Source organism: Psychrobacter aestuarii (genome assembly GCF_904846035.1).
Taxonomy (GTDB): Bacteria; Pseudomonadota; Gammaproteobacteria; order Pseudomonadales; family Moraxellaceae; genus Psychrobacter; species Psychrobacter aestuarii.
On sequence record NZ_CAJGYT010000001.1, the window covers coordinates 1,759,314 to 1,772,726 of the forward strand.

10 protein-coding genes are annotated in these 13,413 nt (G+C 51.6%); 6 read left to right on the plus strand and 4 right to left on the minus strand.

The annotated features are described in order from the left end of the window. Window positions 1–10: 10 nt before the first annotated feature. The gene (locus tag JMW05_RS07450; RefSeq protein ID WP_201504688.1) at window positions 11–1,195 is read right to left on the minus strand and encodes an Lnb N-terminal periplasmic domain-containing protein; all 1,185 of its coding nucleotides are present in this window, start codon (window positions 1,193–1,195) and stop codon (window positions 11–13) included. Between the two features lie 269 nt (window positions 1,196–1,464). On the opposite strand from JMW05_RS07450, the gene JMW05_RS07455 reads away from it, so the two are divergent. From JMW05_RS07455 to JMW05_RS07475, 5 genes are all read left to right on the plus strand, one after another. Continuing rightward, window positions 1,465–2,367: a CBS domain-containing protein gene (locus tag JMW05_RS07455; RefSeq protein WP_201505566.1), complete on the plus strand. Its 903-nt coding sequence runs from the start codon at window positions 1,465–1,467 to the stop codon at window positions 2,365–2,367. A gap of 217 nt (window positions 2,368–2,584) precedes the next feature. Beyond that, entirely contained in the window at window positions 2,585–4,159 is a 1,575-nt protein-coding gene (lnt, locus tag JMW05_RS07460) for an apolipoprotein N-acyltransferase (protein ID WP_201504689.1), read from the plus strand. 136 nt (window positions 4,160–4,295) lie between these two features. After that, entirely contained in the window at window positions 4,296–4,763 is a 468-nt protein-coding gene (locus tag JMW05_RS07465) for a hypothetical protein (RefSeq protein WP_201504690.1), read from the plus strand. 215 nt (window positions 4,764–4,978) lie between these two features. Then, window positions 4,979–6,535 carry a peptide MFS transporter gene (locus tag JMW05_RS07470; protein ID WP_201504691.1) on the plus strand — a complete coding sequence of 519 codons (1,557 nt, stop codon included), beginning with the start codon at window positions 4,979–4,981 and terminating at the stop codon, window positions 6,533–6,535. Between the two features lie 176 nt (window positions 6,536–6,711). Next, the gene (locus JMW05_RS07475) at window positions 6,712–8,535 is read left to right on the plus strand and encodes an aminopeptidase P family protein (protein WP_201504692.1); all 1,824 of its coding nucleotides are present in this window, start codon (window positions 6,712–6,714) and stop codon (window positions 8,533–8,535) included. 6 nt (window positions 8,536–8,541) lie between these two features. Here the strand turns inward: JMW05_RS07475 and JMW05_RS07480 are convergent, their stop codons facing one another. The 3 genes from JMW05_RS07480 to JMW05_RS07490 form a co-directional block, all read right to left on the minus strand. After that, window positions 8,542–9,144, minus strand: a complete 603-nt coding sequence (locus JMW05_RS07480; RefSeq protein ID WP_201504693.1) for a hypothetical protein — start codon at window positions 9,142–9,144, stop codon at window positions 8,542–8,544. Window positions 9,145–9,274: 130 nt separating this feature from the next. Then, window positions 9,275–10,627 (minus strand): beta-ketoacyl-ACP synthase II, encoded by a 1,353-nt coding sequence (gene fabF / locus JMW05_RS07485; protein WP_201504694.1) that lies wholly within the window; start codon window positions 10,625–10,627, stop codon window positions 9,275–9,277. Between the two features lie 142 nt (window positions 10,628–10,769). Continuing rightward, window positions 10,770–12,050 (minus strand): anhydro-N-acetylmuramic acid kinase, encoded by a 1,281-nt coding sequence (locus tag JMW05_RS07490; protein ID WP_201504695.1) that lies wholly within the window; start codon window positions 12,048–12,050, stop codon window positions 10,770–10,772. A gap of 123 nt (window positions 12,051–12,173) precedes the next feature. Here JMW05_RS07490 and tyrS point away from each other — a divergent pair, with 123 nt between their 5' ends. After that, on the plus strand, window positions 12,174–13,385 hold the full coding sequence (gene tyrS / locus JMW05_RS07495; protein ID WP_201504696.1) for a tyrosine--tRNA ligase: 1,212 nt from the start codon (window positions 12,174–12,176) through the stop codon (window positions 13,383–13,385). Window positions 13,386–13,413: the final 28 nt, after the last annotated feature.

Genomic DNA, 13,413 nt, shown 5'->3' on the forward strand with positions numbered 1-13,413 from the left:
GGCAAGTGGTTTAAGGCGTCTGCTGCGCCGCGGCACGGGCGGTCGCCGTCAGCTTCGGCGTTGGCAGCCCTTGACGGATGCGCTCGGAGAATACGGCCGCATCGGTATTCGCCTGATAGGTCAGTGAGGTTACTTTCGGGTTGATGTGCGCGCGCAGATACCAAGTGTCCATCGACCATTTTTGTGATGTAGGGGTTAACAGCTGCTGCTCGTACAGATAATCGGGCAGCCAGCCTGACACCCAAATTCGGTAGTCATAAGGCAAGCGATTGCCACTGACCACCCGCGCCATGTCAAAGACAATGCTGGTGCAGTTGCTGGTCAAGGTGTTGTACCATTCAGGCGTACGGTTCAGGTCATCTGCCTTTTGTAGATACGCCTCGAACAGTCCGCGCACCTCGCTTTGGTGAATCCCACTAAGCGGGAACAGATACACCTGCTCGCCGCGCACATTGCTGCGTGTGTAGATGATGTCGCGCTCTTCTGCGGCAATCAGGCTCAGCTCATACTGCTTAAAAAACCCGCCCAGTGCCGAAAACGACTCGCCCTTTTCTTTGCGAATCTCGAGCGAAAAGGTCAAGGGGCGCGCGTCAGTAAAGCGAAAGCTCACCAGCGTATGCGCAATCTTTGGTCCCATCCAGTACGAATTGACAATATCAATGCCAGAGAGTGTGGACAAATCAACAGTGCGCGTCTGCCAGCGCGTCTCCGCCAGCGACTCGGTGCGCCAGTCAAAATTGCGCACGTTATGCAAGGTCACGATATCAGGATTGTCCGCCGCGCGCGTATAGCTTAAACGCTCGCCCACCTCAGGCTGCCAGTCGCGCGTTTGCATCGGCGCGATAGATAAAAACCAGCCAGCGCCGAGCAGCCACACCGCGCTATAGACCGCCATGAGCTGGCGCATCGACACACGGCGCAAAGGTGTCACGCGCACGCCACATGCCCGCGCGCCCATAACACCTAACAGGGCAGTGGGCACAGCAGCAAGTCCATAGGTCAAAACCTGCCCTGAGCCGAGCTGAAACCACAACAAAAGCAGCAGCCATATCAAAGACAACAGCAGCATCAGAGCCACCACAACTCGCAGCAACAATCGCCGCCATGAGCGTAAGCGTGTGGGCAGTCGGTGCGGCGCAGTGGTCACCGCACGGCGCAAGCGTCGAGCGATGGGGCGTAGGGCAGGTGGCAGCATAAGTCATGACAGCAAAAAGATAGGGCTTGACGATAGCAAAGTTTTTGGCACACTGACAATACAATTTGGCAAAAATTGTCGTTGAATGTCGATAAGGCTTACGCTAAAGTGAGAGCCATGGGCGCCGCGCCGACCGTGACAAATCTGGTGACACGCGCACGCCGTTGCCTGCTTTATTTTTCCTATGGCGACCCCATCTAATGCTGCCGCTCCTTGCAGTAACGAGTGATACTTTTTTTTACCAACCAAAGAGGTTAATGTACATCACCATGTCTGATGACACGCCAAGCCCGAGTAGTTGGTCGATGCGCGGCTTAAAACGCTGGCTATCGACCGCCCCTGAAACCCGAGACGAACTGGTACGTTTGGTGCACGATTCGCGCCAATTCTTAGAGCCTGATACGGTAGATATGCTAGAAGGCGTACTGGATTTGCCCGCCACCCAAGTGCGCGAAATCATGACCCCGCGTCCGCAGGTCATTGGTCTGCACGAAAGTACGGGCATTGACGATGTGATGGACATCATCTTAGATACGACCCATTCGCGCTATCCTGTGTTCGACAGCCAAGACGACGACGCGGTGATTGGTATCTTGCTGGCCAAAGATTTGATTCCGATTTTGGTGCACATGCTGCGCAAAGAAGAGGACAAAATCGACAGCAAGCGTCTGCGTGATTTGGTGCGTCAGCCACTTTATATCAGCGAAACCGCGCGCTCAGACACCTTGCTGCGCTTGCTACAAAACACGCAAGTGCATATGGCGATTGTGGTCGATGAGTTCGGCAACTTTGCAGGCGTGGTGACCATGGAAGACTTGCTGGAGGAGATTGTCGGCGACATCGTCGATGAGCATGACGATTTTGATGAAGACAGTGACATCAATAACATCGTGGTACACCCCACCAAGCCCAATACCTGGCACGTCCAAGCCTCAACCGTGATTGAGGATTGTAACGACGAGCTGGGCAGTCATTTCGACGATACCGATGTCGATACGATGGGCGGTCTCGTCATGCAAGCACTCGGTTACGTCAGCGACTTGGCAGGCGAAAGCGTGCAGATTGATGAGTGGCAGATTACGGTCGTCGATGTCGAAGGGCGCTTTATTCATACCCTTGAGCTGACCAAGACCAGCAGTGAGGTCGGCATCGATAACAGCAGCTATGAATAACTGAGCAGCAATATAGCGATAGACTAATGACCAATAGGTCAACGCTTGATGAATAAAAAAACACGATATCCCATCGTGTTTTTTTTATTACGGTATGCAAATCTGCCCCTTTTGTGGACGAGACTGGTATCATGTGAACGCACAAATGCGGGCAGGTGGCGACAAGGGTCGATGCGTGCGCGGGGTCACAGGTTTTGGTTATTTTGGGTCGTATGATATGCGCATGTCCACAGTTGACGTCACCAAGCGTCTGAACACAAAAAAGTCTAAAAGCATACCGCTTGCGGTCAGTGTATTGCTCGCGTGGTTGGCGGGTGCGCTGTTTGTCTGGGCGCTTGCGCCGTATAAAGTGTGGGGGCTGGCGGTGGTCTCCCCTGCGATACTCTATGCGCTACTGCTGCCGCAAATGAGTGGCAAACGCGCTTTTTTGATTGGTGAAGCGTACGGCATGGGACTGTGGTGCGTGGGTGCGTTTTGGCTCTATACCTCCATTCACACCTATGGCAACACCCCGATGTGGCTTGCGCTGATTTTGATTGCGCTCATGGGACTTGGCATGGGGCTGTTTCATGGCTTTTTGGCAGTGTTGTTTCAGCGCGTGGTGGGCAAGCAGCCATTGTCTTTTGCTGCCCTATGGGTGCTGCAAGAGTGGCTAAAAACATGGCTGTTTACAGGCTTTCCGTGGCTGTTTGTTGGTTATGCCTTTACCGAGCAGCATTGGCTGTCCTCGCTTGCACCTGTGATGGGCGTCTTTGCGGTATCGTTTGTCGCGGTGCTGTTTGCCGCCAGTATCGTCGAGCTTGCGCGCCGCCGTGCAGGGTATGTGTTTGCCTCAGTCGCTTTGATAGTGGTCAGCAGTGTGCTGTGGCTCGTGCAGCCGCAATGGACCAAACCCAAAGGCACGCCTGACGTGTCGGTGTCCTTGATTCAAGGCAACATTCCGCAAGACTTAAAATGGCTGACCGATTATCAGATAGAAACCCTCAAAATCTATGCCGATTTGACGCGCAGCGAGTGGGGGCGTGACATCATCTTGTGGCCTGAGTCATCGATTCCGATGTTCCAGACGGAGGCGTGGGGCTTTATCACCGAAATGGTCAAAGAAGCCAAAGCCACGGGCAGCACATGGATTACGGGCATTCCTTATAAAGACGAAGCCGCCTTTGATGCCAAAACAGACAAGTACCCGCCGTTTTATAACAGTGTGATTGCGCTCGGTACCGATGCCAAAGGCTTGTATAAAAAACAGCGTCTTGTGCCTTTTGGTGAGTACATTCCGTTTGAGGGGATGCTCGACATTTTGCCCGACTTGGCAGGCAGTCAAGACATCATGAGCTATAGCCGCGGCATGGACAACCAAGCGCCATTAGAGGTGCGCGGGCACAAGCTGGGCGCGGCGATTTGTTACGAAGTGGCGTACCCTGACACCACGCGCAAAAACGCCATTGGCACCGACTTTTTATTGACCATCTCAAATGATGCATGGTTTGGCACCTCAGCAGGTCCTTTGCAGCATTTGCAAATGGTACAGATGCGCGCGCTTGAAAACGGTCGCTGGTTTATGCGTGCCACCAACACAGGCGTGACCGCGATTATTGACCACGAAGGACGCATTGTAAAGCGTGCGCCGCAGTTTGCGCGTACCGTACTTCGCGGCGATATTCAGGCACGCACAGGCAGCACCCCTTATATGCAGCTGGGCAATTACCCTATTTTGGCGCTCATCTTAGTGTTATTATTGCTCAGCTATTTTGGTCGTCGCGCGGGTGTGCAGGCGCGTGTTGGGAGATGATACCCATGCGCTGTGCGGGCAAGGCGCATTTTTAGACGAATAATTCCTTTAAATGTTTAAGGGTTTTAACAAATTGGTATAATTTGCGATATAATGGCAAATATTTTAAATATTTTTTGTGCAAGGTGAATTGGATATGTCAGAAGGTATCAGCAACAACAATCCCAAAAAAGAATTTGTGTTTATGCTGGGCGGCATTGCTCTATTCTTGGCTATAGTATTGCTCATCGGCGTGTCAGGCTATCTGCGTCCAGCGGGCGAGCACATTGAGCAGGCGCCAGCTGCGGCAGAAGCGACAGACGCAGAGGCTGATGCCACGGCAGAAGCGCCTGCTGATACCGCGGCTGCCAGCACAGATGCCGCTGAAGCGGGCACTGACGCTGCGCCTACCGAAGTGGGTGCAGGTGAGACGCCAGCGGCAGGCAGCACCACTGCTGATGCCACCACCACACCACCTGCCGAGTCAGGCGATGCTGTGGTCAGCGCGACAGCAGGTACAGCAACTGCAGAAGGCACCGTACGCCAAGCAGCGACAGCCGATGCTGACCTAACCGCAGAGCAAGCGGACGCTGATGCTGACGGTCAAACCCCAGCGGCACAGTAAGCGCTTTATTATTTATTGACTGGGCATATACGCTATAAACCCCACTGCTATATTGGCATGTGGGGTTTTTTTGTTACAGAAGTCTGTCCTTGAGAGTCATTCTCTATACCTTTACTTCACATCTTAGCAGTGGAACAATGTTGAGTATAGATGACTATTGGTCGCAATGAGGCGCCTTTAGTCATTATTTTTTTGCGATATGAAGGAAGAGTACGATGAACAAGGACGCTCAAACGCCTTTGAGTACCGCTGAAGTGGCGGCGCTTGATAATAATTTTATGGGTCACCCAAAACCACTGCGTTCGTTATTTTTTACAGAGATGTGGGAACGATTTTCTTACTATAGCATTCGACCGCTATTGGTCTTATTTATGGTAGCTGCGGTGGGTAGCGGTGGATTTGGTTTTGATGAAACTACGGCGTCTGCCATATACGGTATTTTTGCAGGGTCGCTATATTTAGCAGCAGTGCCTGGGGGTTGGTTGGCAGACAACTGGTTGGGACAAGAACGCGCGCTGTGGTGGGGCAGTATCGTCATTGCGCTCGGTCATTTAAGCATTGCGCTATCAGCCGTGTTTGGCATGAGCCTATTTTTTGTCGGTTTGATGTTTATTGTTGCAGGTTCAGGACTGTTTAAAACCTGTATTTCAGTCATGGTTGGGGCGCTTTATCCTAAAGAAGACAGCCGCCGTGACGCTGGTTTTACCTTGTTTTATATGGGTATTAACATTGGGGCGCTACTCGCTGCGCTTATTGTTGGCGTGTTTAAAGAAAAAGCCATGTGGCATGTTGGTTTTGGTGTGGGCGGTATAGGCATGTTGATTTCGCTGCTGGTGTACCGATTTGCCGCGCGAAAAAACTTACAACGCTACGCAAGTGCCAAAAATATTGACGCAGAATGGGAGCGCTCTAATGAGGGCTACCGTCATGTTGGGCGCTGGGTCACAGGCATTGTGATTGCGGTCGCATTGATGGCGCTTGCGATTGGTTTTGAGATACTGCCATTCAATGCAGTCTTGGTAGCCGAGTATATGACGTATACGATTGCCGCGGTCGTGATTTTGTATTTCTTGATTATGTTTGTCTCACCGCGCTTGAATGCTGCGGACAAAAAACGCTTGCTCGTATGCTTTTTATTAATCATTGGCTCGGTACTTTTTTGGTCCAGCTTTGAGCAGCAGCCCACCTCTTTTAACTTATTTGCTGATGGTTATACCGACCTTGATGTCATGGGCTTTAGCATTCCAAGCATTTGGTTTCAGTCATTAAATCCGCTTTTTATTTTATTGCTCGCGCCGATTGTCAGTATTATTTGGGTTAAGTTGGCAGACCGAAACCTTGAGCCAAACAGTATGGTCAAATTCGCCATTGGGATGTTGCTCGCAGCCGCAGGTTTTGGCTTAATGGTTATGGCGTCAAAAAGTATTTTGGTCACCCCAGGCGCGCTGGCTTCTCCATTATGGTTGGTTGGTAGCTTATTTTTATTAACACTCGGTGAGCTTTCACTCAGTCCAGTCGGTCTGTCTGCGATGACCAAGCTTGCACCAGCAGGTATGCAAGGTCAGATGATGGGGCTGTTTTTTGCATCCATCGCACTTGGTAACTTAGTCGCAGCGTTCTTTGGCGGTCATGTATCCGCAGACAAGATTGAGGGGCTACCAAGCTTATTTACTACAATGATGGTCTTTTTGATTGTGAGTGCGGTGATTTTATTGTTACTGTCAAAGCCTATTAACAATATGCTTCACAAAAGTACCAATGCAGCGCTATAACAGGATGTTTATATCTGAGGTAACAAGCTCTAGATAGTAAATGTATCATTCGCACGACAAGGACACTGTCAGCTGTTTTTGACGGCGTGTTACTATAAAACAAAAGACGCCATCTTATAACTATAAGTGACTGACAGATGGCTACTTATTCTACTTTAGATACAAAAAGAGGTCTTATGACAACACCAAAAACAACAGTACATCAGCGCATAGAAACTGTTCGTGCTGAGATGTCCTCGCAGGATGTGACTGCACTTATCGTGCCCACTGCCGACCCGCATTTATCTGAATACCTACCAGAATATTGGCAAGCGCGTGAATGGCTTACAGGTTTTACAGGCTCGGTGGGAACCTTGGTCATGACCGCTGACTTTGCGGGACTGTGGACAGACAGTCGCTACTGGGTGCAGGCCGCCGATGAGCTGGCTGAAACAGGCATTCATTTACAAAAGCTTGCACCATCCGAGCCTACGCATGTCGATTGGCTGGTGATGCATTTGTCTGCGGGCGATAGTGTGGCGGTAGATGGTCAGGTATTGTCGATTACTGAGCAAGACCGCTTGTTAGAAGCGCTTGATGCCAAAGACATTACCCTCATCACAGAGCGCGATTTGCTCAGTCATGTATGGATGGAGCGTCCCTCTTTGCCAACGGCGGCGCTGTATCCACATGACGGTCAGTTTGTGGCGCAGTCCTGCGCAGACAAGCTCACTGCGGTACGGGCGCAAATGATAGAGGCGGGCGCAACGCATCATCTGTTGTCTAGCCTTGATGACATTGCATGGCTAACCAACCTACGCGGTGCCGATGTGGATTACAATCCTGTTTTCTTAGCGCATGTGCTCATCAGTAGTGATAGCGCGGTACTGTTTGTTGATCAAAATAAAGTCAGTGACGAGATTGCGACCACGTTAGCAGAAAGTTGTATCACGCTGGCAGACTATGCGGAGGTGCAAGCGGCGCTTGGTCAGTTAAGCGCTCATGACATTTTATTGTTAGATCCCAACAAAGTCGCTGTCGGAACACTGGCGCACGTGGTTGATGATTTGGGCTTTATTGAACAAATCGCGCCCAGCACTTATTTAAAGTCAATAAAATCTCCTAGCGAGATTGCTCATATTCGTGAGGCGATGCGCCAAGACGGCGCGGCGCTGTGTGCATTTTTTGCTGAGCTGGAGTCCAAGCTTGAGGCGGGCGAGCAAGTCACCGAGCTGGATGTGGACGCGATGCTGATAGATGTACGTAGCCAGCAGCCGCATTATGTGTCGCCGAGTTTTCCGACCATTGCAGGTTTTGCTGCCAATGGCGCACTGCCGCATTACCGCGCGACCGAAGCGGGCTTTAGCGTCTTATCCGTGCCAGCAGGTGAGGGCAGTTTGTTGTTGATTGACTCAGGTGCGCAGTATCAAAACGGCACCACCGACATCACGCGCGTGGTAGGTATTGGCGAGGTCAGCGCTGACCAGCGCCGCGACTTTACCTATGTATTAAAGGCGCATATTGCTTTGGCCGCTGCTCATTTCCCTGAAGGTATCTCCTCACCACTTATCGATGCCATCTGCCGTGCCCCATTATGGCAAGCGCAAATGGACTACGGGCATGGTACAGGGCATGGGGTCGGTTATTTCTTGAACGTGCATGAAGGGCCGCAGGGCATCTCCTACAGTGGGCAGCCGACCAAGGCGCGCGCCATGCGTGCAGGTATGCTGACCAGTAACGAGCCTGGGCTGTATCGCGAGGGCAAATGGGGCATTCGTATCGAAAACTTGGTGGTCTGCCATGCGCTAGATAACCCGAACGAGACGGAATTTGGTAACTTCTTACATTTTGAGACGGTGACGTATTGTCCGATTGACACACGCCTTATCGACAAGACGCTATTAACCGCGCAAGAAATTGACTGGCTTAACGACTATCACCGCATGGTCTATGACGCGTTACGCACACGCGTTTCAGGCGCGGCGCTTGAGTGGTTAAGTACACGCACCCAATCTATTTAAGCCTTTTTATTGTCCGTCTGCTGCGTCTTTGGGGGTCATGTTGCTTAACTGACGCCCAATCTCATCGCGCAGCCAAGACTTTAAATCTTCAGAGATTTGCGCCATTTGTTCGCTCAGATAATCATCAATATGCGTGCCAAGCTCTTGGATTAATGCTTCGCCAAAGGCACTGTTGATGGCTGCGGCATCGCCTGCATCCGTTGCCGCCTGCTGGGTGTCCGTCACGGATTGCTCATCCGTATCAACGACAGGCATCGCCTCAGACGTGTCTTCATCAGCGATGGGGTCTACAGTCGCCGCTGGTGACGCTACAGGCGCGGCCACTTGTGCCTGCTGTGCTTCTAATCGTGTCTGCTCTTCTTTTTCAAGTCGCGCTTGCTCGGCTTGCGCCTGCGCCACTTGGGTATAATGCTCGTCATAAAGGCTATCAATATGCGCATCCAAGTCAGGCTGCGTAAAGCGAAACTCAGCCAAAGCGGTCTCAGGGTGCAACAGGTCGATAATATCGGATAGCTCGTCAACGATTGCCGCGCGTATACTGCTGGGGGTATCGGTCCAGTGCTGATAAAACTGATGCGAAAAAGAATAGCTTGGCATGATGTTATCCATATTTTATCCATAAAAGTACCCCTTATCATACGAAAGTACGATAAGGGGCTGCAAGGGGACAAACGTAGCGAATCTGAAGCCGACAAAGCGTCATAACAAGGTCAATCGCTGACCTGTCAGCTCGGGCGCGTTACGTCCAACGTGAAAAGACTAGCGTACCATTGGTGCCACCAAAACCAAAGCTGTTTGAGACGGCGTAGTTTAGGTTCTCAACTTTGCGCGACTCGTGCGCCACATAGTCCAGATTACAGTTGTCTTCAATATTGTCTAGGTTAATGGTCGGTGGTACGTGCTGGTTTTGTAGGGCAAGTACGGTAAAGATGGCTTCGATACCACCCGCCGCGCCGAGCAAGTGCCCTGTCATTGATTTTGTTGAGCTGACAAGAATGCTGTCTTTAACGGGTGCAAACACACTTTCAATCGCTAAAGACTCCGCCACGTCGCCTGCGGGCGTACTGGTGCCGTGCGCATTGACGTAGCCGACTTGTTCAGGGCTGATGCCCGCATCATGAAGCGCGTTTTTCATTGCGCGTGCTGCCCCGCGACCGTCTTCTGGTGGCGCGGTAATGTGGCTGGCATCATCACTCATACCAAAGCCTGCCACCTCAGCCAAAATGGTTGCGCCGCGTGCTTTGGCATGCGCCAAACTCTCTAGTACCAAGACACCTGAGCCGTCACCGAGCACAAAGCCGTCACGGTCTTTGTCAAACGGGCGTGAGGCTTTGGTAGGCTCTTCATTGCGCGTTGATAGCGCGTGCATCGCCCCAAAGCCTGACATACCGAGCGGGCTTGAGCCTTTTTCGCTACCACCAGCAATCATCACATCCGCATCGCCATAGGCAATCAGACGCGCTGCCAGACCAATGGCGTGTGTCGCTGTGGTACAGGCAGTAGCGGTGGCAAGGTTAGGGCCTTTTAGGTTGTGCTTAATCGCCACCAAGCCTGCCGCCATGTTCACAATAGAGCCTGGAATAATAAACGGCGATACTTTTTTAGCGCCTTTATCGTTTAAAGTGGCGCAGCTGTCTTCGATGGTCTGAATACCGCCGATACCTGAGCCCAAAATCACGCCAAACCGCTCAGGATCGGTGCCCTGAATCGGCGCGTCATTGGCATCCACAGTCTCAATATAGCCTGCTTGCTGTAGCGCCATGCCTGTTGCGGCAACCGCATAGTGCATGAATGTATCATAGCGGCGCGAGTCTTTGGGGTTCATGTACTGCTTGGCGTCAAAGTCTTTGACCACCCCTGCGATACGCGCACGAAACCCGTCGGTGTCAAAATGATCGATTTCTGAGATGCCGCTTTCGCCATTTAGCAGACGCGTCCAAGTACTCTCAACGTCCAAACCAAGTGGCGTAATGGCACCCATGCCTGTGACCACCACACGCATGTCATCTGGGCGCTGATGATGCGGCATCTTAGAACGCGGCGCACTGCTCGTGCTGGCTTGAGGCGTAGAGGTACTGCTTTGCTGGCTCATTGGATATGTCCTTTATTGACGTCGTAAAGGGGTAAAGATGCGAATAGCTGACAATTTTCTAGGTTATTTATAGCCTTATATGGCTATTATAGCAACCACATTATAAAACACATAAGTGTACGTCTGTAAACTTAAATAGTTATCAAAAACACACCTGTCCAAGCACCACTTTTTTATCCGCGCCTGTGACCGCTGGCAAGTTGCCTGTCTCGCTCATTAATGTCTGGCGCGCAAGCCACGCAAAGGCTGCCGCTTCTACCCATAGCGGGTCAAGTCCCAAATCTTTGGTACTGCTAATCGTCCAATCAGGCAAATGCGCGCGCAATCGGCTCAATAAATGACTGTTCAGTGCACCGCCGCCGCACACATAGACCTGTGAGGCATGTGTGTTTTTAAAACGGGCAATCTGCTCGGCAGCAGCGATGGCGCTCAGCTCTGTCAAGGTCGCTTGCACATCGGCAGGGGTGTGCTCAGTGGCATCGGTGCTGTTAGCAAACTGCTCAAGCGACGCATCGAGCCATGCCAAATGAAAGTCCTCGCGCCCCGTACTCTTTGGGTAGTCTTTGGCAAAGAATGGGTGCGCCAGCAGCTGATTAAGTAATGGCGTAATAACGTGTCCCGAGGCTGCCCATTGCCCATCGGCATCAAAGCTTTGCTGAATATGGCGCATCGCCCACGCATCGAGCAACACATTGGCAGGACCCGTATCGTAACCGACCACCGTTTGCGCATTATTCAGCGCAGGCAGTACGGTGATGTTGGCAATGCCACCCAAGTTCAGCAGCACACGTGCATCGGTTGCGTGCGAAAATAATGCTGCATGAAAGGCGGGAACAAGGGGCGCCCCTTGACCACCGACCGCCATATCCCGACGACGAAAATCATGCACCACGCTGATGCCTGTACGCTCGGCGATGATATTGGCATCAATCAGTTGTAGGCTAAAGCCCCACTCAGGGCGGTGGCGTATCGTCTGCCCATGACAGCCGATTGCCAATATATCATCAGCTGACGTATTTGCCTGTTGCAGCAGGCTGTTTACCACGCTACTAGCAAACTCGCCATAAGCGCGACTTGCCCAGCCGAACCAGTCGATTTCGTTATTCGGCTCATCAGCGGCAGGGTTTAGCGCCTGTACGCCGTTGGGCTGACACAAGGCGAGCAACACCTCACGCAGACGCGGCGGAAATGCTTGGCTGTAGGTGGCGACGATGTGTAATGGCGCAAGGTCATCATCAGTAAATCGGCACAGCACCGCATCCAACCCATCCAAGCTCGTACCCGACATCATGCCGATATACAGACCATCGTCAAAGTGCTCGAAGAACATTTCGGCATCGCGGTCAGTCAGTTGCGACGTCTCAAGGTCGCTACCGAAGTCAGGGCTGGTATGATGATTGGGGTCAAGGGCGGGCTTACTCATGGCAATTTACCTTAAAAAACGCTAGTATATCTGGCAAATTCTAACACTTTTTTGCCCGCCTTCGATGGTCAATGCCGCCATCAGGGCATTATCACCAAGCAATAATCATAAGTTGAGACCCCTATGACTGAGCATGCACTGACTTTAGATGAACAACTGGCGCTGATTGAGCGTGGGACGCAAGAGATTTTGTCACGAGAAGACTTGATTGCTAAACTCAAGCAAAACCGTCCATTACGCATTAAAGCAGGCTTTGACCCCACCGCGCCAGATTTGCATTTGGGTCACACCGTTTTGATCAATAAGCTCAAGCATTTTCAAGATTTGGGGCATGAGATTTATTTCTTGATTGGTGATTACACCGCAAAAATCGGCGACCCAACGGGCAAAAACAGCACCCGACCACCGCTAAACGATGAGCAAATCCGTGAAAACGCGCGCACCTACGCCGAGCAAGTCTTTAAAATCTTGGACAAAGAAAAGACCAAAGTGGTGTTTAACTCCGCGTGGTTTAATGACATGTCCGCAGGCGATATGATTGCCCTTGCCAGTCAGCAGACCGTCTCACGCATGCTTGAGCGCGATGACTTCTCGAAACGCTATGCGTCGCAAACGCCAATCTCTATCCACGAATTTTTGTACCCACTGGTGCAAGGCTATGACTCGGTCGCGCTAGAAGCGGACGTGGAGCTTGGCGGCACCGACCAGACCTTTAACTTATTGATGGGACGCACATTGCAAGGGCGCTACGGTCAAGAAGCGCAAGTATGTATCACCGTGCCGATTTTGGAAGGGTTGGACGGCGTCAATAAAATGTCTAAGTCACTTGGCAACTATGTCGCCATCTATGACGCCCCAGGCACCATGTACCAAAAAATCCTATCGATGCCTGATACCCTGATTCGTCGTTACTTTGAGTTTTTAAGCTTTAAGCCGATGGACGATGTCGAAGCGCTGATGGCAGAGATGGAAGCAGGGCGCAACCCGCAAGAGATTAAGCGCATCTTGGCAGAAGAATTGATTGAGCGTTTCCATGACGCAGACGCGGCGGCGAACGCGCACAAATCGGCGGGCAATGTCTTAGCTGATGGCGAGCTGCCTGTCGATTTGCCAGAAGTCACGCTCGACCTTGATGGTCAAGACGCCTTATTTATTGCGCAAATCCTAAACCAAGCCGAGCTTGCCAAAAATGGCGCAGCAGCAAAAGACATGGTCAAGCGCGGCGCGGTCAAGGTTGATGGCGAAGTGGTCAACGCAGGCTTTAGTCTCACTTCAGGTCAGAGTGTCGTCATTCAAGCGGGCAAAAAAGCGTATGCGAAAGTGACGGTAAAATAAAAATAGTATGTAAGATTACATACTCATA